19 protein-coding genes are annotated in these 26,583 nt (G+C 58.7%); 10 read left to right on the forward strand and 9 right to left on the reverse strand.

The window, feature by feature from the left end:
- Positions 1 to 7: 7 nt before the first annotated feature.
- Positions 8 to 1,714 carry an N-acetylglucosamine-specific PTS transporter subunit IIBC gene (gene nagE, locus AB7933_RS27840; protein ID WP_024077252.1) on the forward strand — a complete coding sequence of 569 codons (1,707 nt, stop codon included), beginning with the start codon at positions 8 to 10 and terminating at the stop codon, positions 1,712 to 1,714.
- Positions 1,715 to 2,128: 414 nt separating this feature from the next.
- Here the strand turns inward: nagE and AB7933_RS27845 are convergent, their stop codons facing one another.
- A complete protein-coding gene (locus AB7933_RS27845; RefSeq protein WP_024077253.1) occupies positions 2,129 to 2,440 on the reverse strand; it encodes an NIF3 1 in 312 nt (103 codons plus the stop codon).
- A 4-nt stretch (positions 2,441 to 2,444) separates the two neighbouring features.
- Entirely contained in the window at positions 2,445 to 6,341 is a 3,897-nt protein-coding gene (purL, locus tag AB7933_RS27850; RefSeq protein WP_024077254.1) for a phosphoribosylformylglycinamidine synthase, read from the reverse strand.
- A gap of 276 nt (positions 6,342 to 6,617) precedes the next feature.
- Between purL and mltF the strand changes: the two genes are divergently transcribed.
- Complete coding sequence (gene mltF, locus AB7933_RS27855; protein ID WP_024077255.1) at positions 6,618 to 8,078, forward strand: membrane-bound lytic murein transglycosylase MltF; 1,461 nt, start codon at positions 6,618 to 6,620, stop codon at positions 8,076 to 8,078.
- A 115-nt stretch (positions 8,079 to 8,193) separates the two neighbouring features.
- Here mltF and AB7933_RS27860 read toward each other — a convergent pair whose 3' ends face one another.
- The 5 genes from AB7933_RS27860 to treP form a co-directional block, all read right to left on the reverse strand.
- A complete protein-coding gene (locus tag AB7933_RS27860) occupies positions 8,194 to 8,481 on the reverse strand; it encodes a PTS transporter subunit EIIB (protein WP_024077256.1) in 288 nt (95 codons plus the stop codon).
- 2 nt (positions 8,482 to 8,483) lie between these two features.
- Entirely contained in the window at positions 8,484 to 11,000 is a 2,517-nt protein-coding gene (gene ptsP, locus AB7933_RS27865) for a phosphoenolpyruvate--protein phosphotransferase (protein ID WP_024077257.1), read from the reverse strand.
- A gap of 147 nt (positions 11,001 to 11,147) precedes the next feature.
- The gene (locus tag AB7933_RS27870; RefSeq protein WP_024077258.1) at positions 11,148 to 12,368 is read right to left on the reverse strand and encodes a maltoporin; all 1,221 of its coding nucleotides are present in this window, start codon (positions 12,366 to 12,368) and stop codon (positions 11,148 to 11,150) included.
- Positions 12,369 to 12,438: 70 nt separating this feature from the next.
- A complete protein-coding gene (treC, locus tag AB7933_RS27875) occupies positions 12,439 to 14,085 on the reverse strand; it encodes an alpha,alpha-phosphotrehalase (protein ID WP_024077259.1) in 1,647 nt (548 codons plus the stop codon).
- A 107-nt stretch (positions 14,086 to 14,192) separates the two neighbouring features.
- Complete coding sequence (gene treP, locus AB7933_RS27880; RefSeq protein ID WP_375156299.1) at positions 14,193 to 15,635, reverse strand: PTS system trehalose-specific EIIBC component; 1,443 nt, start codon at positions 15,633 to 15,635, stop codon at positions 14,193 to 14,195.
- A 238-nt stretch (positions 15,636 to 15,873) separates the two neighbouring features.
- On the opposite strand from treP, the gene treR reads away from it, so the two are divergent.
- Positions 15,874 to 16,578, forward strand: a complete 705-nt coding sequence (gene treR / locus AB7933_RS27885) for a trehalose operon repressor (RefSeq protein WP_024077261.1) — start codon at positions 15,874 to 15,876, stop codon at positions 16,576 to 16,578.
- A gap of 446 nt (positions 16,579 to 17,024) precedes the next feature.
- Positions 17,025 to 18,329, forward strand: coding sequence for a hypothetical protein (locus tag AB7933_RS27890; RefSeq protein WP_024077262.1), 1,305 nt, complete (start codon positions 17,025 to 17,027; stop codon positions 18,327 to 18,329).
- A 379-nt stretch (positions 18,330 to 18,708) separates the two neighbouring features.
- Here AB7933_RS27890 and AB7933_RS27895 read toward each other — a convergent pair whose 3' ends face one another.
- Complete coding sequence (locus tag AB7933_RS27895) at positions 18,709 to 19,341, reverse strand: NAD(P)H-dependent oxidoreductase (RefSeq protein WP_024077263.1); 633 nt, start codon at positions 19,339 to 19,341, stop codon at positions 18,709 to 18,711.
- A gap of 81 nt (positions 19,342 to 19,422) precedes the next feature.
- Positions 19,423 to 20,403: a sterol desaturase family protein gene (locus tag AB7933_RS27900; protein WP_024077264.1), complete on the reverse strand. Its 981-nt coding sequence runs from the start codon at positions 20,401 to 20,403 to the stop codon at positions 19,423 to 19,425.
- A gap of 957 nt (positions 20,404 to 21,360) precedes the next feature.
- Between AB7933_RS27900 and AB7933_RS27905 the strand changes: the two genes are divergently transcribed.
- From AB7933_RS27905 to AB7933_RS27930, 6 genes are all read left to right on the forward strand, one after another.
- Positions 21,361 to 22,959 carry a VPA1262 family N-terminal domain-containing protein gene (locus AB7933_RS27905; RefSeq protein WP_024077265.1) on the forward strand — a complete coding sequence of 533 codons (1,599 nt, stop codon included), beginning with the start codon at positions 21,361 to 21,363 and terminating at the stop codon, positions 22,957 to 22,959.
- Positions 22,941 to 24,416, forward strand: coding sequence for a hypothetical protein (locus AB7933_RS27910; protein WP_024077266.1), 1,476 nt, complete (start codon positions 22,941 to 22,943; stop codon positions 24,414 to 24,416). Before AB7933_RS27905 ends, AB7933_RS27910 begins: the two co-directional genes overlap by 19 nt.
- A 542-nt stretch (positions 24,417 to 24,958) precedes the next feature.
- The gene (locus AB7933_RS27915; RefSeq protein ID WP_024077267.1) at positions 24,959 to 25,270 is read left to right on the forward strand and encodes a hypothetical protein; all 312 of its coding nucleotides are present in this window, start codon (positions 24,959 to 24,961) and stop codon (positions 25,268 to 25,270) included.
- 40 nt (positions 25,271 to 25,310) lie between these two features.
- Entirely contained in the window at positions 25,311 to 25,622 is a 312-nt protein-coding gene (locus AB7933_RS27920; RefSeq protein WP_024077268.1) for a hypothetical protein, read from the forward strand.
- A gap of 24 nt (positions 25,623 to 25,646) precedes the next feature.
- A complete protein-coding gene (locus tag AB7933_RS27925) occupies positions 25,647 to 25,973 on the forward strand; it encodes a hypothetical protein (protein WP_024077269.1) in 327 nt (108 codons plus the stop codon).
- A gap of 24 nt (positions 25,974 to 25,997) precedes the next feature.
- Positions 25,998 to 26,543 (forward strand): hypothetical protein, encoded by a 546-nt coding sequence (locus AB7933_RS27930; RefSeq protein WP_024077270.1) that lies wholly within the window; start codon positions 25,998 to 26,000, stop codon positions 26,541 to 26,543.
- Positions 26,544 to 26,583 lie beyond the last annotated feature (40 nt).

Genomic DNA, 26,583 nt, shown 5'->3' on the forward strand with positions numbered 1-26,583 from the left:
ACACGCCATGTACCAATACTTTATCGAAGGCCTGCAACGGCTCGGCCGCGCGCTGATGCTGCCGATCGCGATTCTGCCGATCGCCGGCCTCTTGCTGCGCCTGGGTGACACCGACCTGCTCAACATCGCGGTGATGCACGATGCCGGGCAAGCGATCTTCGCCAACCTGGCGCTGATCTTCGCCATCGGTATCGCCGTGGGTTTTGCCCGCGACAATAACGGCACCGCCGGGCTGGCCGGCGCGATTGGTTACCTGGTCATGGTCTCTACCCTCAAGGTGATGGACTCGACCATCAACATGGGCATGCTCGCCGGTATCGCCAGCGGCCTAATGGCGGGCGGGCTGTATAACCGCTTCAAGGACATCAAGCTCCCGGAGTACCTGGCCTTCTTTGGCGGGCGACGCTTTGTGCCGATTGTCACGGGCTTCAGCGCAGTCGGCCTGGGCGTGATCTTCGGCCTGATCTGGCCACCGATCCAGCACGGTATCAACAGCTTCGGCGTGCTGCTGATGGAAAGCGGCAGCCTGGGCGCGTTCGTGTTCGGCGTATTCAACCGCCTGCTGATCGTCACCGGCCTGCACCACATCCTCAACAACATGGCCTGGTTCGTATTTGGCACCTTTACCGACCCCGTGACCGGCGCGGTTGTCACCGGCGACCTCACGCGCTATTTCGCCGGCGACCCCAAAGGCGGCCAGTTCATGACCGGCATGTTCCCGGTGATGCTGTTCGGCCTTCCGGCTGCGTGCCTGGCGATGTACCGCAATGCGTTGCCGGAGCGGCGCAAGGTGATGGGCGGGATTTTCCTGTCGATGGCGCTGACTTCGTTTCTGACAGGTGTCACCGAGCCGATTGAATTTGCGTTCATGTTCCTCGCACCGTTTCTTTACCTGATTCACGCAGTGCTTACCGGCCTGTCGATGGCCGTGACCAACATGCTGGATATCCACCTGGGCTTTACCTTCTCCGGTGGGTTTATCGACATGGTGCTGGGTTGGGGCAAGTCCACCCATGGCTGGTTGGTGTTCCCGGTTGGGTTGGCCTATGCGGTGATCTACTACAGCGTGTTCAACTACTGCATTCGTCGGTTCAACCTGAAGACGCCAGGGCGTGAAGATATTCAAGTCGTACAAACCGAAGCGATGACAGATAACCAGCGGGCCACCGCTTATATCCAGGCCCTGGGTGGTGCAGAGAATTTGCTAAGCGTCGGCGCCTGCACCACGCGCCTGCGCCTGGATATGGTGGATCGCAACAAGGTCGTGGATGCGCAACTCAAAGCTCTGGGCGCCATGGCTGTGGTTCGGCCCGGAAATGGCGGGAGCTTGCAGGTGGTAGTCGGGCCGATGGCCGATAGCATTGCCGATGAGATTCGCTTGGCGATGCCGGCGTTTGTTGCTGCAAGTCCAGCGGGCGTTGCAGCTGTGGATAAGCCGGTTGCGGTGAATGCGGAGGACGCCGAGAAATGGCTGACAGCCTTGGGTGGCCGAGGGAATGTGCGTCAGCTGGAAGCGATGGCGATAACCCGGTTGCGGGTGGAACTGGGGGATGATTCGGTGTTGTCCGAAACTCAGCTTGTGGCGCTTGGATGCCAAGGTATTACTCAACTCGACAGTGGTGTTTGGCACTTGCTGATTGGTGCCAAGGCGTCGGGGTTGGGTGAGGCGCTGGAGCGGTTGGTCAGTGGTCGGCAGATTGGGGCGGGGGCGTAGTTGATCTTTGCCTGTATGGGCCTCATCGCAGCATGGGTATCTACACAACTTAGGCTCAACGCTGCCCCCCCCGGCAGACAGGGCTGTTGTGGCGAGCGGGCTTGCCCCGCGTTGGGCTGCGAAGCAGCCCCACTAAGATCACCGCGCTGTTTCAGATAGACCGCGGACTGAGGTTTTAGGGCTGCTGCGCAGCCCAACGCGGGGCAAGCCCGCTCGCCACAGGGAGAGTTCTCAAGGTCTGAAAGTTGCGTAGATACCCATGCTCATCGCAGGCAAGCCAGCTCCCACAGTTTGAATGTATTCGCAGATCAACAATGTGGGAGCCGGGCTCGCCCGCGATAGGGCCTGTTCAGGCAACAAAAAACCCGCTGGCCAAACTGGCCCAGCGGGTTTCTTGTTTTTACAGCCGGCGAATCAAAAATCCGCCAACTGCCACACCTCATACGCCGGTGTTTCATACGGATGGCTGAGCTTCAACGCCGCCACAGCAGCCACGATCGACTCATCGGCCACCACCAGCTCAACCTTCCACTCTTCAACCACTTCAACCTGGCCCACCTGCCCGATAAACGGCTGGCTGCCGTCCAACGCGCGGAATTGGCCCTGGCCCAGCACTTGCCAGGCGCAGCTGTCGTAGTCGCCGATGCGCCCGCCACCGGCTGCGAAGACGGCGGTCTTCACCGTCTCCACATGGCTGTCGGGCACAAAGAAGCTGAGCTTGTACACCGCCTTAGTTCACCCACACGCGAGCGTTGCGGAACATGCGCATCCAGGCGCCGTCTTCGTTCCACTCTTCCGGGCGCCACGAGTTCTGCACCGCGCGGAATACACGCTCCGGGTGCGGCATCATGATGGTGACGCGGCCGTCGCGGCTGGTGAGGCCGGTGATCCCGCGCGGCGAGCCGTTCGGGTTGGCCGGGTAGTTTTCGGTGACCTTGCCGTGGTTGTCGACGAAACGCATGGCCACGCAACCGGACAGGTCGGCTTCCAGCAGGGCTTCTTCGCTTTCGAACTCGGCATGGCCTTCACCGTGGGCGATGGCGATCGGCATGCGCGAACCAGCCATGCCTTGCAGGAAGATCGAGTTGGACTCCTGTACCTGCACCATGGCAACACGGGCTTCGAACTGCTCGGAACGGTTACGCACAAAGTGCGGCCAGAACTCGCTGCCCGGGATCAGCTCATGCAGGTTGGACATCATCTGGCAACCGTTGCACACACCCAGCGTGAAGCTGTCGTTGCGCTCGAAGAAGCCTTGGAACGCGTCGCGGGCACGGCTGTTGAACAGAGCCGACTTGGCCCAGCCTTCACCGGCACCCAGGACGTCGCCGTAGGAGAAGCCACCGCAGGCCACCAGGCCCTTGAACTCGTTGAGGTCAACGCGACCGGCGAGGATATCGCTCATGTGCACGTCGATCGCGTTGAAGCCGGCGCGGTCGAACGCGGCCGCCATTTCGACCTGGCCGTTGACGCCCTGCTCACGCAGTACGGCGACTTGTGGACGAATGCCTTTCTTGATGTACGGCGCGGCGATGTCCTGGTTGACGTCGAAGCTGAGCTTGGTGCTCAGGCCCGGATTGTCTTCTTCCAGGATCAGGTCGAACTCCTGCTCGGCGCAGTCGGCGTTGTCGCGCAGGCGCTGGATCTGGTAGCTGGTTTCCGCCCACTGGCGTTGCAGCAGACGGCGCTGGCCTTCGAAAACGGTGTCGCCATTGAAGACAATGTCGATCTGGCCGTTGTTGATCGGCTGGCCGATCACTGCCACGCAATCGCCCAGGCCGGCGGCGCTGAACTGTGCAAGTACGTCCGGGGTCGCGTCCTGGCGCACCTGGATCACGGCGCCCAGCTCTTCGTTGAACAGGATGCCGTTGATTTCAGAAGCATCCTCGGCAACGCTGTCGAGCACCAGGTTCAAGCCGCAGTGACCGGCAAACGCCATCTCTACAACGCTGGTCAGCAGGCCACCGTCGGAACGGTCGTGGTAGGCCAGCAGGTGGCCGTCGGCGTTGAGGCCCTGGATCACGGCGAAGAAGGCCTTGAGGTCTTCGGCATCATCGACGTCCGGCGCATGCTTGCCGAGCTTGCCATGGGTTTGCGCGAGGATCGAGGCGCCCATGCGGTTCTGGCCACGGCCCAGGTCGATCAGGATCAGGTCGGTGGTGCCCTTGTCCATGCGCAGTTGCGGGGTCAGGGTCTGGCGGATGTCGGTGACCGGTGCGAAACCGGTGACGATCAGCGACAGCGGCGAAGTGACGCTCTTGTCGGTGCCGTCTTCGTTCCAACGGGTGGCCATGGACATGGAGTCCTTGCCCACCGGAATGGTGATCCCCAGTTCCGGGCACAGCTCCATGCCGACCGCCTTGACGGTGTCGTACAGGCGCGCGTCTTCACCGGGGTGGCCGGCAGCGGACATCCAGTTGGCCGACAACTTGATGTCGGACAGTTTGCCGATGCGCGACGCCGCGATGTTGGTGAGGGTTTCACCAATGGCCATGCGTCCCGACGCCGGAGCATCCAGCAGGGCCAGCGGCGTGCGCTCGCCCATGGCCATGGCTTCACCGGTGTAGACGTCGAAGCTGGTGGCGGTGACGGCAACGTCAGCCACCGGCACTTGCCATGGGCCGACCATCTGGTCACGGGCCACCAGGCCAGTGATGGTGCGGTCGCCAATGGTGATCAGGAAGCTTTTGCTCGCCACGGCCGGGTGGTGCAGCACGCGTTCGATGCTGTCGGCCAGGTCCAGCGTGCTCGGGTCGAAATCATCGCCCAGCTCGGCTTCACGTACGGCCGAACGGTGCATGCGCGGGGCCTTGCCCAGCAGCACTTCGAGCGGCATGTCCACCGGGCTGTTGCCGAAGTGGCTGTCGGTGACCGTCAGTTGCGGCTCGGCAGTGGCTTCGCCAACCACGGCAAACGGGCAGCGCTCGCGCTCGCAGATGGCCTGGAAGCGCGCAAAGTCTTCAGGGCCGACGGCCAGTACGTAGCGTTCCTGGGACTCGTTGCTCCAGATTTCGTGCGGGGCCATGCCCGGCTCGTCGTTTGGAATGTTGCGCAGTTCGAAACGGCCACCGCGGTCGCCATCGTTGACCAGTTCCGGGAAGGCGTTGGACAAGCCACCGGCGCCGACGTCGTGGATGAAGCTGATCGGGTTCTTGTCACCCAACTGCCAGCAACGGTCGATGACTTCCTGGCAGCGACGCTCCATCTCTGGGTTTTCGCGCTGTACGGAAGCGAAGTCGAGGTCCGCCGAGCTGGTGCCGGTGGCCATGGAGGAGGCAGCACCGCCCCCCAGGCCGATCAGCATCGCCGGGCCGCCGAGGACGATCAGCTTGGAACCGACCAGAATCTCGCCTTTCTTGACGTGTTCTTCACGGATGTTGCCCATGCCGCCGGCCAACATGATCGGCTTGTGGTAGCCGCGCACTTCATCGCCACGCGGGGTGGTGATGGATTGCTCGAAGGTCCGGAAGTAGCCGGTCAGTGCCGGGCGCCCGAATTCGTTGTTGAACGCGGCGCCGCCCAGCGGGCCTTCGATCATGATGTCCAGCGCGGTAACGATGCGCTCCGGCTTGCCGTATGGCACTTCCCACGGCTGTTCGAAGCCCGGGATCTGCAGGTTGGACACGGTAAAGCCGGTGAGGCCGGCCTTTGGCTTGGCGCCACGACCGGTGGCGCCTTCGTCGCGGATCTCGCCGCCGGAACCGGTGGCTGCGCCCGGGAACGGGGCAATCGCGGTCGGGTGGTTGTGAGTCTCGACTTTCATCAGGATGTGCACCGGCTCCTGCACCGCGCCGTACTGGCGGGTCTCGGGGTCCGGGAAGAAACGGCCGGCGACGCTGCCGACGATGACCGAGGCGTTGTCCTTATAAGCCGACAGAACGCCTTCGCTGTGCATCACGTAGGTGTTCTTGATCATGCCGAACAGGCTTTTTTCCTGGCTTTCGCCGTCGATGTCCCAACTGGCGTTGAAGATCTTGTGACGGCAGTGCTCGGAGTTGGCCTGGGCGAACATCATCAGTTCGATGTCGTGCGGGTTGCGCTTCAAGCCGTTGAAAGCGTTGACCAGATAGTCGATCTCGTCTTCGGCCAGGGCCAGGCCCAGTTCGGTGTTGGCCTTCTCGAGGGCGGCGCGACCGCCGCCAAGCACGTCAATCGCGGTCAGCGGCTTGGGCTCGGCGTGGCTGAACAGGCCGGCAGCCTGTTCCAGCTGGCTGACGATGATCTGGGTCATGCGGTCGTGCAGGCTGCTGGCGATAAGCTCGGCTTCGGTCTCGCTGAACTGCCCGGCGACATAGAAGGCAATCCCGCGTTCCAGGCGCTGGATGCTCGTAAGGCCGCAGTTGCGGGCGATATCACTGGCCTTGCTCGACCAGGGCGAGATGGTGCCGAACCGTGGCAGAACCAGGAACAAGCGGCCGGTCGGCTCTTGAACGGGAACGCTTGGGCCGTACTTCAGAAGGCGTGCCAGCACTTGCTGTTCGTCGGCGGTCAAGACGCCGGTAACGTCGGCGAAGTGAGCAAATTCAGCATACAGGCCTGTAACAGCTGGAACCTTCTGGCTCAGTTGCTCAAGGAGTTTGCTGTGGCGAAAGGCAGAAAGGGCAGGAGCGCCGCGCAGGATCAACATCTTCGGGACAGCCTCGGGAAGGGGGTGTGCTTTGAGGCCGTGCATTCTAGCGTAAACCGCCGCCAACGGCACCCGAAACGCTACTGGTGGCTGCTGCCGAACGTCAGTTGGCACCGATTGCACGCTATCCGTGGCATTCCGCGCAGTTATTTTAACCGTCACAATCACTCGCCAAGCCACGTTTCTGCGGGTTGCAGCACAGTTTTGCCGGCGCTAGCAGACAAGTCCCACGCTGTCGAGATATGGCGCCGTGGGCCGTTTGCGTATACTGCGCAGATGTTCTCCCCTACTGCTTTGCGCCCGCGGTGCGCCAAATGGCTCATCGCAACCGGACTCTTCCTGATGCTCAGCGCCTGTGTTGATAAACCCAGCACGCTCGAGCGAATCAAGGAGGATGGCGTATTGCGGGTGATTACCCGAAACAGCCCGGCCACGTATTTCCAGGACCGCAACGGTGAAACCGGTTTCGAATACGAACTGGTCAAGCGTTTTGCCGACGACCTGGGGGTGAAGCTGGAAATCGAAACCGCTGACAACCTCGACGACCTGTTCGGCCAGCTGGGCAAACCCAACGGCCCGGTCCTGGCTGCCGCCGGCCTGGTGAGCAGCGAGCAGCGCCTGAAGCAGGTACGCTTTTCCCACCCGTACCTGGAAGTGACCCCGCAGATCATCTATCGCAACGGCCAATCGCGCCCCACCAACGCCGCGGACCTGGTGGGCAAGAAGATCATGGTGCTCAAGGGCAGCACCCACGCCGAACAACTGGCGGAGTTGAAAAAACAGAATCCTGCCATCGAATACGAAGAGTCCGACGCCGTTGAAGTAGTCGACCTGCTGCGCATGGTCGACGAAGGCCAGATCGACCTGACCCTGGTGGACTCCAACGAAGTGGCGATGAACCAGGTGTACTTCCCCAACGTGCGCGTGGCGTTCGACCTCGGCGATGCCAGCCACCAGAGCTGGGCCGTGGCCGCCGGCGACGACAACAGCCTGCTCAACGAGGTCAACAGCTACCTGGACAAGGTCGGCAAGAACGGCACCTTGCAGCGCCTGAAAGATCGCTACTACGGGCACGTCGATGTGCTCGGCTACATGGGCGCCTATACGTTTGCCCAGCACTTGCAGCAGCGCTTGCCCAAGTACGAGAAACACTTCAAGGCCTACGCCAAGGAAGAAAAGGTCGACTGGCGCCTGTTGGCGGCCATCGGCTATCAGGAGTCACTCTGGCAACCGGCGGTCACCTCCAAGACCGGCGTGCGCGGGCTGATGATGCTGACCCAGAACACCGCCCAGGCCATGGGCGTGTCCAACCGCCTGGACGCCAAGCAAAGCATCATGGGCGGCGCCAAGTACCTGGCCAAGATCAAGGATGAGCTTGACGATGATATCGCCGAGCCGGACCGTACCTGGTTTGCCCTGGCCGCTTACAACGTGGGCACCGGGCATCTGGACGACGCGCGCAAGCTGGCGCAGAAGGACGGCCTGAACCCGAACAAGTGGCTGGACGTGAAGAAGATGCTGCCGCGCCTGTCGCAGAAGCAGTGGTACAGCAAGACCCGCTACGGCTATGCCCGTGGCGGCGAGCCGGTGCACTTCGTGGCGAACATCCGGCGCTACTACGACATCCTCACCTGGGTAACTCAGCCACAGCTGGAAGGTAATCAGGTGGTCGAAGGCAACCTGCATGTACCTGGGGTGAACAAGACCAAGCCGCCGGAAGAGAACCCGCAGCTGTAAACCCGATCATCCAGCCCCCCAAGCCCATGTGGGAGGGAGCTTGCTCCCGATGAGGTTCGATCAGCCACAGACAAGCTGACCGCCCCCTGCTACCGGCACTCCCACCGCTCGTTCGCTACTGGCCCTGGAGGCCGGTGAGCAGATGTACCGTGCCTCCCGCCAACACCATCACGCCCGGCACTCCAGCCGCCTTTAACGCCGCCACATCCACCCGCGCCGCGTCCTGCAGTTGCACGCGCACCCGCGTCAACGCCACGCGCTGTTGCGTCTTGAGATTATCCGCACCACCGAGCGCATCCAGCACATCGGCCGACAACAGACTCGGTGTCGACGGCGCTACCGTCTCGGCAATCAAATCCGGGGTCAGGGCTTTCCAGAACGCCCGCTGCAATTTCTCGAACATGCTCAGTGCTCCACGACAGGTGAGGTTTCAACGGTGGCCGCGTGATACAGGCGCAAGGCCTCGCGCACTTGGGCGGCCTCTTCCAGGCCCAGTACCTGGCGGGCGATGATCTGGCAGTCCGCCAGGTCCAGCTCGCGTACGGTGGCCTTGATGGTCGGGATCAGCGGCACACTGACAGACAACTCATCCACCCCCAGCCCGATCAATACCGGCACGGCCAAGGCTTCGGACGCCAACGCCCCGCACACGCCCACCCACTTGCCGTGGGCATGGGCGGCCTTGACGGTGGTCGCGATCAGGCGCAGCACCGCCGGGTGAAAGCTGTCGGCCTGGCCGGCCAGCCGCGGGTGGTCGCGGTCCATGGCCAGGGTGTATTGGGTCAGGTCATTGGTGCCGATCGAAAAGAAATCCACATGGGGCGCAAACACATCCGCCATCAACGCCGCAGACGGCACCTCGATCATGATGCCCAGCTTCGGTAGCTCGGTGAGCCCCAGGGCCAGCGCTTCTTCTTCGAGCATCTTGCGCGCCAGGTGCAACTCGGAGAGCAGGCTGACCATCGGCAGCATGATATGCAGGCGTGCAAAACCGGCACTGGCGAGGATCGCACGGAACTGTTCGCGCAGCAGCTCGGGACGCTCCAGGCACAGGCGAATACCGCGCAACCCGAGGAACGGGTTGGTTTCGGCGTCCATCGGCACATAAGCCAAGGGTTTGTCGCCACCGACGTCCAAGGTGCGCACCACCAGGTTGCGCTCGGCGCCCAGGGCACGGGCGATGGCCGTGTAGGTGGCTGCTTGTTCGTCAGGGCCCGGCGCACGGTTGCGGTCCAGGTAGAGGAACTCCGAACGCAACAGGCCGACGCCTTCGCCGCCAAGGGTCAGGGATTGCTCCACTTCCTGCAACGAGGCCACGTTGGCGGTGACTTCGACGTGATGACCGTCTCGGGTGGTGGCGGGCAAAGACGCCTGCGCCACATCGCGTTGATGGCGAAGCACCTGCTGCTTGCGGGCGGCTTCCAATTGTTCGATTTCGGCCAGGTCCGGGTCCAAGTGCAGTTCGCCTTTGTCGGCGTCGAGCAACACCTGCTTGCCGTTGGCCAACCCCAGTACCTGGGCCGAAACACCGCAAATGGCCGGCAGGCCAAGGGCGCGGGCGAGGATCGCGACGTGGCTGGTCGCGCCTCCGCCGACGGTGACAAAACCCAGCACTTTGCGTGTATCCAGGCTGGCAGTCTGCGAAGGGGTCAATTGCTCAGCGATCAGGATTGCGCGCTCCGGCAAGTCCCAGGCGTTGTCCTGAATGCCCAGGATCAGTTTCAGCACGCGCTGGCCAACATCCGCCAGATCTGCCGCACGCTCGGCGATCAGCGCATTGCCCAGCCCCTGAAATAGCTTGACGGTCGCCAGCGTGGCACTGTTCCAGGCAAAGGCGGCGCTTTTGCCTTCAGCCAGCAGGCTGTGAGCGTGTTCCAGCAAGGTCGGGTCTTCGAGCAATTCTTGATGGGCGCGGAAAATCTCTGCCTGGGCGCTGCCGGCGGCCTTATCCCGAAAAGCCTGCAATGCCTCGGTGGCAGCCAGCAGGCCACGCGCCAAAGCGGCACGTTCAGTGGCTTCACCCGTACCTTGTTCAGGGATGCTCAGCTCAGGCTCAGTCACTTGAGCGACCTGACCAAACGCCGAACCCGGCGATGCGCACACGCCTCGCAGCAAGGTCGCCGAGGGTGGCGTAACGACCGCTTCAGCCACGCTCGCCACCCCCTCGCCACAGCCTTCAGCCAACAAGGCCACCAGCGCAGTGATCGCCACTTCGGCATCCTCACCCGCCGCACTCACCTGCAAGGTGTCGCCGTGCACGGTTTGCAACGCCATGATCGCCACCAGCGATTTGGCGTTGGCGCTCTGGGTTTGCTTGTGCAGATAGATGCTTGCGTTGAAACCTTTCGCCGCCTGGGCGAACACCGCCGCCGGGCGGGCGTGCAAACCATTGGCATTGGGCAAGGTCAACGGCTTGGAGAACAGCGCATCGCCCTCCTCTTCGTCCACTGCGTCAACGGCTTCACCTGGGGATAACTGCAACAGCGGTTGGCCGACCTCCACAAGATCGGTTGCCAACACGCTAAACGGCTCGCCACTGACCACCAGCATCAAGGTCAGCAGGCTACGGGCGTTGAGCGCCACGTAGTCGGCATCGAATTCGATCAGCGGTTGCCCGGCCTCCACCCGCTGGCTTTCCTCGACCAATCGGGTAAATCCCTTGCCTGCCAGGTTCACGGTGTCCAGGCCGATGTGCACCAGCACCTGCACGCCATTGTCATCGGTGATGCTGACCGCATGCCCACTGTCCTGGATATTGCTGATCACCCCGGCCAGTGGCGCGCAGAGGGTCTGCGAGGTGGGGTCGATACACAGGCCGTCGCCAATCAGGCGGCTGGAGAATACAGGGTCGGGCACCTTATCCAGCGCCAGCAGCACACCCGACACGGGCGCCAGCAATTCCAGGGGTTGAGTTGCGGTCATGACTTCACCTGCTGTTTTGTTCTGTAGATATCCGTGTGGGCGGAGGCTTGCTCCCGATGACGGTGTACCAGCCAATAAATGCCTATCTGAAACACCGCTATCGGGGGCAAGCCCCCTCCCACATTTAGTCCCTGTGCACCCGAAGGCTCATTTCCACCAGTATTCGACTTGCACGCCGACGTTCGAGCCATGCCGCGCAGTGCCGTAGGCGCCGGTGTCGGACAACGCCGAACCCGCCGCCAGTTCATTCGCCGCACGCTTGGCCGCGTCGTTCCAACTGGCATAGGTGTAATACAAACGCACCTCCGGCCGCGCCCAGAAATCCGGGCCTTTGGGCGACCAGGTCGGGGCGAAGGTGAACTTGCTCAGCTTGCGCGTGCCACCGCTGGCATCGACCTGATCATGACCGAGTTCGGTGACCAGCTTGAACTGCTCGCTGATCGCATAGGCCGGGCGCACGCCGACGGACATCCAGGTCTGGTCCTGGCTGCCGGGGCGGATATCTTTCTGGTACACCGCCTCGATCTGCCCGCCGAAACGCGGGGTCACCTGCCAGTCGAAAAACTCGACGGCGCGATAGCTTTTGCTGCTGTTATCCAGGCCGGTATTGCCGGTGTAGCCCAGGCCGGTGCCAGGACCTTCGCCGTACTGCAGGGCGAATTTGTTCTTGCCGCCCAGGAAAGCCTTTTGTACGTGCTGCGCCGTGATCGCCCAGCCACTGTTGGTATCGCGCCCGCCGGCCTTTTCGATGTAGCTCAAGCCCAGCTCCAGCTCGCCACCGGGGTTGGTCTTGAAGCCCGCGACGTTGAAATCGTGACGGGTGGCGTATTCCTTCTGGTACAGGTTGTCCTTGCGCGAAAGGGCGTAGCTGTATTTCAAGTCGCCAATCAGCACGTCCTCGATACCGCCGCCCGTGGCGCTCTGGTTCCAGTAGTAGAAGTCGGAGATATGGATGTCATTACGTTTGTAGTAACGCCGCCCGGCCCACAGCGACCCGCCGTTGAGACTGGGCAGGTTCGACCATTGCGCATACATCTGCGGCATGCGCGCCGAGCCGTTGTTTTCACCCTGGAATTTAAGGGCGCGGTCGTATTGGTTGTACAGGGAGGCCATGGCGTCGACGCTGAGCACCGAACCATCGTCGAGGGTCAGCAGGTCCTGGCGCAATTCCAGTTCGGCGTACTGCTCGCATTCGTTGCCCAAGCGGTATTTGGTTTGCGCGCCCGGCAGTTGGAAACACTGCTGCTTGCCACTGCCGGTTGAAGTGCCCACGCCACTGCGCAGGTAACCGGCAAATTCCAGGGCCTGCGCGCCGAATGGCAGGCTCAGGCACGATGCTACTAGGCCCAGCTTTATTGTTGTTTTCATGAAGCGCTCCGATATTTTTATTATGTTTTTAACGCGTCCCCGCGCTCCCACACGGGGTTTACAACGGGTCTCAGTCCTTGAGGTGCAGCACAAAGGATTCGTAGGGGCGCAGCACGACTGTGCGGGTACGCATCGGGCAATCGGGGTAGTTGCTGATCAGCAGGCGTTGCTCGGTGCCCCCACTGATCACGTTGCCGGGCAGTTGGATCTCGCACGGCTGGCCGTAGAAGTTGTTCAGCACCAGCAACCGCTCGCCATGACCTTCGCGCAGGTATGCCCAGACCTGAAGGTGGTCTTGCAGCAACGGGCGGTAAACGCCCTCCTGAATCAGCGGTTCATGGCGACGCAAGGCGATCAGCGCGCGGTAGTGATGCAGCACCGAGTCCGGGTCATCCAGTTGCTGCTCGACATTGATCTGCGCCGCATTGGCCGGGATACCGATCCACGGCTCGCCCGTGCTGAAACCGGCATTCGCCTGGTTGCTCCACTGCATGGGCGTGCGCCCGTTATCGCGGGACTTCTGCATGATCGCCGCCATGCTCGACGCCTCGGACTCCCCCGCATCGCGCTTGAGGCGGAAGATGTTCAGGGTCTCGACATCACGGTAGTGCTCGATCTTGTCGAACCCTGGGTTGGTCATGCCCAGCTCTTCGCCCTGGTACACAAAGGGCGTGCCCTGGAGGAAGTGCAACGCCGTGGCGAGCATCTTGGCCGAGACCACCCGGTGTTCGCCGTCATCGCCAAATCGCGAGACCACTCGAGGCTGGTCGTGGTTACACCAGAACAGTGCGTTCCAGCCGCCACCCGCCTGCATGCCGAGTTGCCAATCAGAGAGGATCTGCTTGAGCTGCAGGAAATCAAAGTCGGCGCGCACCCACTTCTGCAAGTTCGGGTAATCGACTTTCAGGTGATGAAAGTTGAACGTCATCGACAGCTCTTTGGACTCCGGCCGCGAGTAGCGGATGCAGTGTTCCAGGCTGGTGGACGACATCTCGCCGACGTTGATCAGGTCATGGCCCTCGAAGACTTCGCGGTGCATTTCCTGCAGGTATGCATGCACGTTCGGGCCGTCGGTGTAGAAGCGACGGCCATCGCTGTTGTCTTCGGGGAAATCGGCGGGCTTGGAGATCAGGTTGATCACGTCCAGGCGGAAACCGCCCACACCCTTGTCGCGCCAGAAGCGCATCAGCTTGAACACCTCGGCGCGCACCTTGGGGTTGTCCCAGTTGAGGTCGGCCTGGGTGTGATCGAACAGGTGCAGGAAGTACTGGCCGGTTTGCGCTTCGTATTCCCAGGCTGAGCCACCGAACTTGGATTCCCAGTTGTTCGGCTGGTCGCGCCAGATATAGAAGTCACGGTACGGGTTGTCGAGGCTGCTGCGTGCCTGCTGGAACCACTCATGCTCGATGGAGGTGTGATTGACCACGATGTCGAGCATCAGCTTGATGCCGCGCTGGGCTGCTTCGCTGATCAGCAGGTCGCAGTCGGCCATGGTCCCGTAGCTGGGATCGATGGCGTAGTAGTCGCTGATGTCGTAGCCGTTGTCGCGCTGCGGTGAACGCAGGAACGGGGTGATCCACAGGCAGTCGACCCCCAGCCACTTGAGGTAATCGAGTTTATCCACGATACCCAGCAGGTCACCGGTGGCGTTACCCGCGTGGCTGTGGAAGCTTTTGGGGTAGATCTGGTAGATCACCGAGTGTTGCCAGTCTTGCATGGTGGGTTCCTTCAGTAGAGTTTTTTGCAGGCCTCTCGGGCCTCATCGGGGGGCAAGCCCGCTCCCACATTCAAAATGCGGAGGGGCTTGCCCCCGATAGCGGTAGATCAGGCAACCCTGTATCCAGGCCGCACGATCTTCATGCTCAACGCGCAGGTCAAAACAAACGGCACGACCATCGCGATGACCATCCCGATCACAAACATCGGAATGGCGCTCGGCACGATCGAGATAAACCCAGGCAGGCCGCCGCCCCCGATGGCCGAGGCCTGGACCTTGTTCAACGACAGGAAGATGCTGCCCAGCGCCGAACCCAGCAGCGCGGCATAAAACGGGAATTTGAAGCGCAGGTTCACGCCGAACATCGCGGGCTCTGTAATGCCGAAGTAGGCGGAAACCGCTGAGGTCGAGGCCATGCTTTTGTCCCGCGCATTACGGGTCATGTAGAACACCGCGAGCGCGGCGCTGCCCTGGGCCAGGTTGGACATGACGATCATCGGCCAGATAAAGGTGCCGCCCTGGGTGGAGATCAATTGCAGGTCCACGGCGAGGAACATATGGTGCATGCCGGTGATCACCAGCGGGGCATACAGCAGGCCGAAAATCGCCCCGCCCAGCATCGGCGCCAGGTCAAAGAGGGTGACCACGCCTTCGGTAATCAGGATGCCCAGGTGACGGGTGACCGGGCCAATGATTGCCAGGGCCAGCACACCGGTAACGACGATGGTGGTGATCGGTACGACGAGCAGTTGAATCGCATTCGGCACCCGCGCCCGCAGCCATTTCTCGATGACGCTCATCACATAGGCCGCCATCAGGATAGGCAGGATCTGCCCCTGGTAACCCACTTTCTCGATCTTGAACCAACCGAAAATATCGAAGTACGGCAGGCTCTGGCCATCCAGCCCGGCGACCGCCTTGCCGTAGTTCCAGGCGTTGAGCAGGTCCGGGTGCACCAGCATCAGGCCGAGCACGATGCCGAGGATTTCACTGCCGCCAAAGCGCTTGGCCGCCGACCAGCCCACCAGCGCCGGCAAGAACACGAACGAGGTGTTGGCCATCAGGTTGATCAGGCTCCACAGGCCATCCAGGTTCGGATAGGCCTCCAGCAGCGTCTTGCCCTCGATGAACATGCCCTTGGCGCCCATCAGGTTGTTCACGCCCATCAACAGGCCGGCAATGATCAGCGCAGGCAGGATCGGCATGAACACATCGGAGAACACCCGCACCAGGCGCTGCATGGCATTGGTCTTGTCGGCGCCCTTTTTCTTGACGTCGGCGATGGTGGCGGCGGCGAGGCCGGTCTGTTCCCGCAGCGCGGCATAGACTTTTTCCACTTCGCCGGGGCCGATCACCACCTGGAACAGGCCCCCGGTGAAAAACGAGCCCTTGACGAGGTCAACCTGGTTCAAGGCGCTGCTCTTGACCCGGCTCGGGTCCTTGAGCGCCAGGCGCAGGCGAGTCACGCAGTGGGCAGCTTGCTCAAGGTTGTCGCTGCCCCCGAGGTTCTCGAGAATCTCGCGGGCAATGTTCGAATAGTCGTGGCTCATGCTTGGTTTCCACTTTGATTTTTTTATTTGGGGGCAGTCATTGGCAGCACGCCGAGAGCAAACGTACTCGTACAGACGAGTTAAAGCAACAACTCGTCTGTACGAGTTACATTTTGTTTGTTTTTTCATGGGCTCTACACCGTCACGCGCCACAGATATCCAAGGGCCCAATGGACAAACACCCCCCGTGCCACTAAGGTTCCTGCCTTGAACGCAAACCCGGCACAGAGCCATCCCCATGAGCAAATACAACCAGATCTATACCGATCTGCTTGCCAACATCACCACTGAACGCCTGCAACGTGGCACCCGTCTTCCCTCCGAAACCGAATTGATGGATGCCTACCAGGCCAGCCGTGGCACCGTGCGTCGGGCCATCGAGCAGTTGCAGGAGCGTGGGTTCGCGCAAAAAATCCACGGCAAGGGCACTTTCGTGTTGTCGCCCAACCCCATCGAGTTCCAATTGGGTGGCATCGTCAGCTTCCACGAAACCCACGCCGACCTGGGCGACGACGTACGCACCGAAGTGGTCGAGTTCACCCAGTTCCCACTGGAAGGCTCATTGCAACAACACATCGAAGCCGAACCCGGCACCCTGATCACGCGGATCAAGCGCGTCCGGCGCATCGGCGGCAAACGGGTGATCCTCGACATCAACCACTTTGTCGCCGACCTGATTCCCGGCCTGGACCGCGACATCGCCGAGCAATCGATCTACGCGTTCATCGAGCAGACGCTGCAGCTGCAGATCAGCTATGCGCAACGCACCATCGAAGCCCTGCCCCGCAGCAAAGACGACCAGGCGCACCTCGACCTAGACGGTCAGAGCCATGTGATTGTGGTGAGTAACCAGACGTTTTTGCAGGATGGGCGCCAGTTCGAGTACACCGAATCGCGGCATACGCTGGATAAGTTTTACTTTTCGGATATTGCCCGACGGTAAACAGATACCAGAAACACAAAACCCCGGACATGGCCGGGGTTTTGTTATTCAGCGCTCACCTGCTGCCGCAGCGTCACTTCCACTCCAATTATGAACCATGAAATAAAATATATAAAAATCATATAGTTATATGATCACGTACGAATGACGCCTTGAAAAGTGCCATTTCTATCAGGAAGGCCGCTGCAAGCCACCCCACCGTTGATATGATCCTTAACAAGTCCTGACGTGTGCCGTTGCGGATTACCCGTCGACGACAAATCGGTATGGACAGCAGGGCCTCTGGATCGGCCAAGTCGTTTCCCGAGGCTCGTGGCTACGTGCCAATTTGGGATACGGATGCGGACGACCTGCCTCCTATGCTTAAGTCGAACTCATCGCCCCTGAGGACGACCATAGAGCACTCGCCTTGTCTTCAATGGCGACGAGCGCAGTAAGGATGTGAAATGGATAAGTCGCAGGAAGTTGACGAGGTAACCCGGCTCACAGCGCACGCGCACAGAGTCTTACAGAGTGGTGCGCTCGGTAAATCGCAACAGATCATTCGTCTTTTCGAGTTTCTCCTCGAACGATCACTGACGGCGACCGCAACGAAAGAAATCGAGATTGCACTAGTCGTGTTTGGTAGACCCGCCAGCGTGGATCTCGCGGCTGATGCAACGGTTCGAGTGCATATTCATCGGCTGCGAAAAAAACTCGATGCGGCGCCAGCCGATGAGCGTGGCGAGCGGCTTATCCTTCCGCGTGGCGAATATCGTCTGGTCGTCGCTGTTCCCGATGAGCAAGACAAATACTCCGGCCATGTGCACCGACGTTTCCTTGATTGGCGGTATTTTGCCGTCGCGGCGCTTTTCCTCACGCTCAACGCAATATGCTGGCTCTGGTTGGCAGGGAAATCACCCAGTGATTCGCGTATCGAGAGCATTCTCTGGAGTGGTATCACGAAGAATCTGGCTCCGCTATTAATCGTTTCCGGTGATTTTTATGTATTCGGTGAACAGGGCGCTGACGGTTCTATTCTTCGTATGGTCGCTGATTCCACCATCGCTTCCAGCGAGGATCTGAATAACTACAAACAACAGATGCCTGTGCCCGGCCAAAGGTATATCGATATGAATGCCCATCACTTGCCGAGTGGGCTCGCATCAGCCCTGGTTTCGGTGATGCCAATCATGGTCGCAACCAGGCCTGGAAATTCAAGCCTGATCAAGGATGTGACCACATCACGTTTCACCAATGAAATGCTGAGCGATCACGATATTGTCTATGTTGGTTTACTCGACACGCTCGGCGATCTGCAGGAGCCGTTTTTTGATCTTTCCGGGTTTTCGCTGTCGGCCAGCGGCGATACCCTTGTGGATCGAGCGAGCGGGGATAAATTTCAATCTGATTGGGCCGAACCGTCCACTGAAAGAATCATGCGTCGTGACTATGCGTACCTTGCTCGCTTTCCGGGACCAGCAGGAAATCACATCGTCGTCGTTGCCGGCATCATGGATCCCGCACTGATTGAAGCAGCGAAAATTGCATCGGACAGTGCCGAGCTGAGTCGCTTGAAGACCGTGCTAGGGAATAGCGACGCCTTCGAAGCGATGTATGAGGTGCGCACATTTGGTCCGTCGAGTGTATCGGCAGAGTTGCTGATCGCACGCCCACTTGACGTCGGTCAGATGTGGCGTACGAGGCAGGCGTCGCCTCCCAGTGGCAAGGCCATGCCAAGCCCTGGCAAGCCAGACGAGGCAGCTCAATAGAAGCTGAGCGCCAGACTCTTTTACGAACCTGTCCCTATCCCGGACAGGGCTGCCAACCGCACGCGGTTAGCTCCTTCTGGAGCGAAGAGCCAGGCTAAAGGAACCTGAGATGGGGCAAGGCAATATCGCCCGTCGTCTCGTAGCGAAGCCATTGCTCGTTCCGAGACGGGCTGGGCACCGTGCCTACGTGCGTGGCCTGACGTGGGCATCCGCTTCGCCTGGTGCCGACGTCTCCCATCAGGGTGTGCGGGAATGCTTTGCGCAAAAAGCACATGGCCTGCATGGGGTCTCGGCAACGGCGCCTGAACCGGCATGCAGGCACATTTAATCTGCCCTGCTGATTACAACCTGTGTTGCTGGAAATTTCTCAGGGGTAGACCTACGCAATCTCCACGAACATATGCGCCTTGTCGCGCCGGACCTTTTCGAGTTTCACCAGCCAATCGCTTTCAGTATCCCGGTAGCCCAGGGCCAAAAGAACGGAACTGTTCAACCCCTGTTCGGGAAGCTTCAGAAGTGCATTCACTGCCTGGTTGTCGAATCCTTCCATGGGCGTGGCATCTACGCCCAGTTCAGCTGCCGCTACCAACGCGAATCCCAAGGCGATGTAGCACTGTTTGGACGCGTGGAAATACTGCTGCTCCTTGCTCATGCTGCCGAAAGAATCGAGCAGCGATAGCCGGTAATCATCGGTGACACTGGCAGGCAGGTTACGTATTTTGTTGCTGTATTCAAAAAACCCATTGATCCGCTCAGGTGTGTATTCATCCCAGGCAGCAAAAATCAACAAGTGGGACGCTGTGGAAATTTGCTGTTGGTTGGCGCAGATCGGCTGCAATTGCGCCTTCAACTCGCGGTTAGTGATGATTAACACCTTGAAAGGCTGCAGGCCCGAACTGCTGGGGGCCAGGCGTATGGCTTCCAGGATCGGATCAATTTTTTCTTGCGCGACCTTGTCGCCGTTGTAGCTTTTGGTTGCATAGCGCCAATGAAGCGTGTCTTTCAATGCCATGATGATTCCCTTGACGGAATTGAGCCAGCGATTGCCTGGCGTGCTTTACGCTCTAGATACTTGCCCAGTGCTCCGTACCCCTCACGGATTCGGGCTCTGCCCGTCCTTCAAGTGACGCCAGAGGGTTTTGAAAGGATCGATATAGAACCCCCTCAGGGTGTTGTGCGGATTGTTGGCACCATATTCTTCGTCGTTGCATCCCCAACGCCAGCTCTCGCCCTTCTTGGGCAAGTAGAGTGTTCCGAACATCCAGTCCCAGAGCGTCAGTACGACTGCGTTGTTCTTGTCCCAGTGATGGGGCTCCATACTGTGGTGAAGGTTGTGCATGACAGGGGCCAAAACGATCCGGTTCATCCACCCGTAGGAGATCGGCAAATGGACGTGAGAAAACACATCGATAACGAAGAAGCAGATGTAGGCCGTTGTGGTGACGGCAACCACCATGCCTGGGTGGATTTGACTCCCCGTTGCATAAAGCACCACCCCCGTAAAGGCCCCGCCGACCACCGCCGGGATAATATTGAGGCCAAAGAACTCGATGGGGTGCTGGCGGAATAGCGTCCAGGGCGTCAGTGTCTCAGCGGTATGGTGAGGCTTGTGCAGATGCCACATCAGTGCATTGGTATGGCACCAACGATGTATCCAATACCCCACGAAGTCGACACTGAGGAAATAAGTCAGGAACTGAACGGAGACGATCAGCCAGGTTGACGTCATCAAGGGGGCCCGGACACCGAATTCAGCGGTGAAATAAGCGCCTACATTGTCAGCAATGGCGATGCCATTGACGGCGAAGACGCCGACCAGGGGAAAACCGAGCATCAGCAGGATGATACCGTTCCACATATCCACGCGAGATGAGGGGTTGTCATATTGCTCTTTGGGAAAGGCTGCATTGGTTAGAGAACGGAGGGTCAGGGGGCTCTGCCACTTTTGCGAGATGATGAACATCACCGCGAGGACTGAGACAAACAGAGGAAGGCCCCAGGCCCATAGACTTATTATTTCCAGTGTCGGTTCATAGAACGCGACAATTGAGTCCCAGATCTCATACATCGTCATCGTAAGTACCTCGCCATTTATTCTTTTGTTTTTGTTTTGAGGCCATGGATAGCCTCGCGCTGTCTTTCCGTGCAGGCCCGGTCGGGAGTCTTATTTCAACGGGCTATATGGATACTGCCCATGACAGACTGCCCAAGATAAGTTGGGTAACGGTTAATTAACGGTACGTAACAGGTTATTTTCAGAGAGGTTTTCTCTAAAAACATCATTTGAATCAGATAGATAGTCTTAGGGGCATGCTGGCAGAGCCGTTACCTATTCGCCGAGCGTGTCAGCCGCCCGAGGTCCGTCCAGGCACCCTCTGGTTCGAGGGGCAAGGATTGGGGGCGCCGCCTGATGGATAGAGCGGAGGCTTTCCTATTTCAACACCACCAGAACATATGACTGGAAACCACTGAAGCACACCGCGCGAGTGGTTTTTATCAAAGCCTCGGCTGGTAGCCCGTGGAGAACCTACCGGAAGGTGATATTCGCTTTGGAAAGTACCGGCATAATCATTAAAAGAAGTATCGACCGGACACTTACGCTTATTCGGCGTCAGCTTAATCACGCAAGATGCGTTCGGCGGGCAAGAGACTACAGAATCCGGCAAATGCAACAATCAAGTATTGCCACTTGAAGCGGACGCTATAAAAAAGAACATTCGGAGATTAACAGTGTGAGCGAGCGGATATTGAAATCCCGCGCCAAGGCGCGGGATTTCGGGGAACGGCATCATCAAGAGCGCGTGGGGATCACTCCCACTCTATTATCGATAATAAATAAATACCCTTATAAATCAATCGTTAATCGCTACGATTAAAATCTATGCCACATTTAATACCATGCCAAGAAAACCTGATTTTATAAGTTCTGTTTAGGGCGTAACTGGGCCAAAACCCTACTCGTCATAAAGCAAGGCGCCTGATACTCGAATTGGACATAATTAGAATTTGTGAGCCACCGGGAGCTACCTTCATGAACCGATATGAGCCAGCCGAGCCTCGCTCCCCGCTGCCAGAGCTGACCCAGCTTCTCACGCCCGGCACATTGGGGTTTTATACTCATGTCGAATGTACAGAGCTGTTCGCCAGCCGGCCCGATCATGAGGACATCATCAATATCTTCACGCTCCTGATTGCCGAGGAGCAACCTGATCTCGAGCCAGCGGCTGCCTACTTTCTGACGCCGAAACCCATTCGAATCAAATCGCTCAATGGCTGGAGTTTTGGCCTCCGCCGTTACACTGCACTGATCGACACCCTCATTCCGGCTCTCACAGCTTTGGAGGCGGGGGAGGGATGGAGACTCTCGGGCGATGAACTCGGATTTGGCGAGCTTTTGCCGATGCCCGCACAGTTTGTGCCGCCAGATAATGGTGCGCAGGTCCCATGGAACAAACTCCTCAAAAACAACTTCTGGACTGGTTCGCATCTGCTTGAATGGGCCGATCATGGCAAAGAAGCACTGAAGCCGTTCTTCGCAGATCCTCGCCGCTTGCAAGAGCTATCAGTGCAGGTCGAAAAACACATCCCACTCCAACTGGCCACAATGTCAGATCGGCTCGGCAACCTGACAGTCCAACTTCCGGTCACTGTGCTAATGGCGAAATTTCAGCAGCTCCAAGACGGGAATTTTCAGGTCGAACACGCCTGGCATCCTAAAGCCACTCCACGCTCCTTGATAGCTGTCTGCGAATTGGAGCATGACGAAATCCTCACAGGCTTTGCTTCAGCAAGGCTACAGGAAAGGGTAACCCCACTTCCTATGCGTGCTGGCAGAGGACTATATCGGGGCTTCATCTGGGCCGAACAGAGCAGCACGCTCCTCGTCGCCTCCGGACCAGGTTCTTTTATCTCAACCATCTCATTCAATATGCGCTCTCTCGATCCGGAGCCACGCACTTTTTCGGTCAAAAATCCGGATGGCAGTAGTGACCTTCGGCGAGTAGGTATGACTTCGTTCTCCACTCATAGCCTCATCGGTGATCCTCAGCCAGACGACAACGGGGGATGGACAGCGAAGCGAATGTACACCGAGCAAGCCAACAAGCTCGCTGCCGAGCGCCGTTTTGTTCAGTATCGACCAACCCAAGACGATGGAACCGCAGTCCGCCGAAAGGCACTGGATGACATTCGAGCACTGATCGTTGCTTACAGCGAAAAAGGTGCCTGGCTATGGGATCCATATCTGTCAGCCAAAGACCTACTCGAAACGCTATTTTACTGCCCCTACCATGGAGTGGACCTCCGCGGTCTGACAACTGCCAAAGCTGGCTCCACCGACGAAATCCGCCAAACACTGAATGAATGTCAAAGCAACTGGCGGGGCCTGAAACTTGAACTTCGAGTACAGAAGGGCATGACAGGATGGGACTTCCACGATAGGTTCCTGATCTTTCCATCTGGCCCAGATGGGGCAATGGCTTGGTCGCTCGGCACCTCGGTAAACTCCGTGGGCTCGGCGCACCACATCCTTCAGAAGGTCGACAATGCTCAGCTTGTGGTGGATGCCTTCACCGACCTTTGGGAGCTACTCGGCGGACAGGATCACCTTGTATGGAAAAGGCCGCAATGAAGCTTTCGGATGTTATTGTCGCGGCGATGGCGAAAGCCACGCAATTTGGGCCGATTGAAGTCCCAGATGCGCTTGTTACGGTAATCGAAGCGCAATCCGATCCTCTTCAAGCTATTTCCGAGTGGGACGCCAGTAACGACATATTTGAAGCGATCCGGTCTCAATTTGCTTTCGTAGATTTGCTCCGACGTGGCGCACCCGCCAGCGGTGAGGATTTCGACAGGCTCACCGGGCTGTTCCGATGGATTATTCAAGCAGGCGCCGATTGGAGCATCAGCGCTGATCCGCGCCGTACCCGACTAGTCGCCCTATTCGTCGTAGGACAATTCACAACGATGGGGGCAAGTTTCTGGGCTATCGTGCCAAATGATTTCAGGCCTAACGATGAATTGCTCTCTGCGCTCGAAAGCATGATCGCAGGTATAACAATGAGTTTCACGACTCGTGGTTTATCCGCGCCTATCTGGGAGTCAGAGGCCGTAGAACGGTTTGAAAAGGCTGATGCTGAAAGCGATTGGATCGGAATCGAACTAGGCTGGCGCATGATAGAAGGCGGATTTTTTCCGGGCACTGCCATAGTTCAAGCTGCCCAATGTCTCGACAGATTTGCCCCCCAGCGTTTGATCGTGGCCGTCTCGGGGCTAAGGCAGACGGCATCTATCATGAGTGTCGTGCTATCGCTCAACGCCAACGCGGCACTACGTCTCGGCTCTGGATCGTCCAGCCCTCATGTCCAGTTCGCGACAACTTATATATCTGTGTCAAACATGGCTAACAGGGAGCCACTTGGTGAAACTTGCGAGAAATTTTTGATCCAGATACTGGAACGTGTGTCGAAAGATGCGCCGCGTTGGGCTGCCTGGATGCGCGTGTTCAACTTGTTCCCTTCGCGATTTCCAGAATTACAGACTTGTCTCGGATGCGTTCTTGCTGGTGCGAACGACACTGCCCTTGAAGCCTATGTTGATGCGGTAAGCCTGCACTGGTCTGGTCAACAAACTCGATTTTCAGTTGCGAATTGTCTCCGAGCATTCAGGGACATGGCCGAAGTCAAGAAGCGGAAGACTATGTGGAATTTCGCTTATCAGCGTTGGACGTCTTGGGGGTTCGGTCTGCACGGGAGTACTGAGAACCTTATTAAGATTTCTCGCTGTGAGTTGGATTACGCTTTAGTAGGTTATGCCGTCGAATGCCTCGACGATGCCCAGCGACAGCACATGTTAGCCTCACTGACCACGAAACTTCAGACCGTGGAAAACAATTGGCACCCCGGGATCATAGACTGTCTCTCTGAGTGGTACGCAGTGCTATCGGAGATGCAGCCTCTTTTCTTGGCAATGAGTGTCGCAGGTACAGAAGCCGATTGGATCGATAAAGAACCCACAATGCGATTACCATTTGATCCAGATAAAGAAGCCTATGTAACCCTCAAGTACGGCAGACCTCAAATCGCCTAAGCCGCACTGATGAATGACTCAGAGCTTACGAAATTGTTAGCACAAACCAAGACCCAAAACCCCCGGCACATGGCCGGGGTTTTGTTATTCAGCACTCACCTGCTAACGCAGGCTCACTCGAACATAAACAATCATAAAAAACCAATATAAATCATAGTTTTATTTTGATCGTTTCTGCTGATACCACGAAAAACACCATAAACGAAAACCTGTTTTCACAAGCATTGCATCATTCATGCGATGTCATGATCGGCTGGGGAATTGACCCGCCTGCCAATACCGCACTGATCCTATATTGACTCAAGATCCAATACCGGAAAGTACTCGCAGACCAGGAGTTACGGTCAGCGAAATGTTGGTAAATGGACCAATACTTCATAAGCTGAAACACGCTCGCCTATGGGAATGACTGAACGTGCTGGACGGCAATCAAACATTGCATAACCGCTATGAGGATGCCGGGGCCGCTTGCAAACCCTTCTAGAGCGACTCACCCTACGGCGTCTCACACTTATCCGAGTCAACCCATAAGGAAGAACGCCATGTTCACGAGGAGCCTGTTGCTGAGTTTTTGCGCTGTGTTACTGGTTGGCTGCACGGGAAGGGGCTTTCAACCGCCGGCTCCGGATTACACAAAATGGTACAAGGAGGGCGTATCGCAGACCGGGATCGTTGCTGCGATGCGTGCGTGCGGATATACCAATGTTGATGGCGCAGGAGACAGGTCGCCAATCGATGTGAGGTTAATGAATTTCTATTGCATGAAAGACGCAGGCTACAAACGCAAAGATAACGTGGACATGTGCAAGCTCGGTCGTATTGGTGAGTCTGCGGTGTGTGACGGGCGCCGGTAATCGGGCACAGTCCGGGGCACTCATGGACATGGAGAATGTGATGTTGCTGACTCGAAATCAGTGGTTGGGCCTGAGCCTTCTGGTAGTAGTTGGGGGCTGTACCCCTTTTCAACCGCCGCCAGGGGACTACACCCAATGGAAAAAGAAGGGCGTCTCCCAGCAGGGCGTCGATGACGCAATGCGGGCTTGCGGGTATACCAATCTTGATGGCGTTGGCGACAAGTCGCCGATTGATGTGGTGCTGACGCGCTTCTACTGCATGAAGGATGCGGGTTTTATCCGCACGGACGATCTGGACCTGTGCAAGCTAGGCCGCATTGGCGAATCGCCGGTGTGCGACGGCCGCCGTTAACCCATCACCAAAAGGACACAGGGAATGAACAATCTACGCAACGGACTGTATGGTGCCGCATTGGCCCTGGCGGCAACAGCGCTGGGCGGTTGCGCCTCCTCGGCCGCGATCACCGGCGAGCCTGGGGTAAACATGGGCGACAGCTATCAGAAGGTGCTCGAGGTGGTCAGCCGCAACAATACCGTGACCAAACAGGTCGATGGCCAAGGCTTCCGGGCGGAGGGTTACTCAGCGATGTTCAAGGATTGTCGCGTCAAATACTTCCTGTTCCAGGACGCCGATGGTTTGCAGCGCGTGAGCTATGAGCCGGCGCCACATCTGTCGGTCAACCAGAACTGCCGCCAGCCTTAACTTCCCCCTACGAGTCGATGCCTGATGAGACTGTTGCCTGTAATCCCCGCCGTGCTGCTGCTAGCGCTGGGCGGCTGCGGCCAAGTGGCGAACGTGCGTTCGCTGTCCACCGGCTACGTGCCCCCGCAGGGCGGCGAGACCGCGCGTATCCGCCTGCTCACCGACGGCCTGGTGCGCGCCGTGCCGGGGCGTGATTGCCTCGACTGGAACGTGCCCGGCGCGGGGGTGATGGCGTCGGCGAAACCCGGCTTCCCCGACCATAACGGCGAAAACCTCGGCATTCCCGGACCGATCTTTTCGTGGGCCGGTGCGGTCTCGTCGGAGCTGGTGGTGCCGGCGAACAAGCCGATCGCGTTCCATTACCTGGGGCGCCTGCAATATTCCCGGCAGTGTGCCAAGACCATGACCTTCGTGCCTCGGCCTGGCGTGGACTACATGGTGCAGGCCACCATGTCGGCGGACTGTTCGTTCCAGCTGGATGAATTGGAGGCGGGCGGCAAGCAGTGGGCAATGGTCCAACCGCAGCCAGCGGGGAAGGTGTCGATGTGCAACGCGATTGATAACTTCTAGCCGAAATCTACGCGGGTTAGCTTCACCAGATCCACCAGTT

This window comes from Pseudomonas gorinensis (genome assembly GCF_042015035.1).
GTDB classification, from domain to species: Bacteria; Pseudomonadota; Gammaproteobacteria; order Pseudomonadales; family Pseudomonadaceae; genus Aquipseudomonas; species Aquipseudomonas gorinensis.

What these genes read in the sequence shown, in the direction of transcription:
- nagE (WP_024077252.1), top strand. Translation starts at nt 8, where the DNA reads ATGTACCAATACTTTATCGAAGGCCTGCAACGGCTCGGCCGCGCGCTG.
- purL (WP_024077254.1), bottom strand. Translation starts at nt 6,341, where the DNA reads ATGTTGATCCTGCGCGGCGCTCCTGCCCTTTCTGCCTTTCGCCACAGC.
- mltF (WP_024077255.1), top strand. Translation starts at nt 6,618, where the DNA reads ATGTTCTCCCCTACTGCTTTGCGCCCGCGGTGCGCCAAATGGCTCATC.
- AB7933_RS27860 (WP_024077256.1), bottom strand. Translation starts at nt 8,481, where the DNA reads ATGTTCGAGAAATTGCAGCGGGCGTTCTGGAAAGCCCTGACCCCGGAT.
- ptsP (WP_024077257.1), bottom strand. Translation starts at nt 11,000, where the DNA reads ATGACCGCAACTCAACCCCTGGAATTGCTGGCGCCCGTGTCGGGTGTG.
- AB7933_RS27870 (WP_024077258.1), bottom strand. Translation starts at nt 12,368, where the DNA reads ATGAAAACAACAATAAAGCTGGGCCTAGTAGCATCGTGCCTGAGCCTG.
- treC (WP_024077259.1), bottom strand. Translation starts at nt 14,085, where the DNA reads ATGCAAGACTGGCAACACTCGGTGATCTACCAGATCTACCCCAAAAGC.
- treP (WP_375156299.1), bottom strand. Translation starts at nt 15,635, where the DNA reads ATGAGCCACGACTATTCGAACATTGCCCGCGAGATTCTCGAGAACCTC.
- treR (WP_024077261.1), top strand. Translation starts at nt 15,874, where the DNA reads ATGAGCAAATACAACCAGATCTATACCGATCTGCTTGCCAACATCACC.
- AB7933_RS27890 (WP_024077262.1), top strand. Translation starts at nt 17,025, where the DNA reads ATGGATAAGTCGCAGGAAGTTGACGAGGTAACCCGGCTCACAGCGCAC.
- AB7933_RS27895 (WP_024077263.1), bottom strand. Translation starts at nt 19,341, where the DNA reads ATGGCATTGAAAGACACGCTTCATTGGCGCTATGCAACCAAAAGCTAC.
- AB7933_RS27900 (WP_024077264.1), bottom strand. Translation starts at nt 20,403, where the DNA reads ATGACGATGTATGAGATCTGGGACTCAATTGTCGCGTTCTATGAACCG.
- AB7933_RS27905 (WP_024077265.1), top strand. Translation starts at nt 21,361, where the DNA reads ATGAACCGATATGAGCCAGCCGAGCCTCGCTCCCCGCTGCCAGAGCTG.
- AB7933_RS27910 (WP_024077266.1), top strand. Translation starts at nt 22,941, where the DNA reads ATGGAAAAGGCCGCAATGAAGCTTTCGGATGTTATTGTCGCGGCGATG.
- AB7933_RS27915 (WP_024077267.1), top strand. Translation starts at nt 24,959, where the DNA reads ATGTTCACGAGGAGCCTGTTGCTGAGTTTTTGCGCTGTGTTACTGGTT.
- AB7933_RS27920 (WP_024077268.1), top strand. Translation starts at nt 25,311, where the DNA reads ATGTTGCTGACTCGAAATCAGTGGTTGGGCCTGAGCCTTCTGGTAGTA.
- AB7933_RS27925 (WP_024077269.1), top strand. Translation starts at nt 25,647, where the DNA reads ATGAACAATCTACGCAACGGACTGTATGGTGCCGCATTGGCCCTGGCG.
- AB7933_RS27930 (WP_024077270.1), top strand. Translation starts at nt 25,998, where the DNA reads ATGAGACTGTTGCCTGTAATCCCCGCCGTGCTGCTGCTAGCGCTGGGC.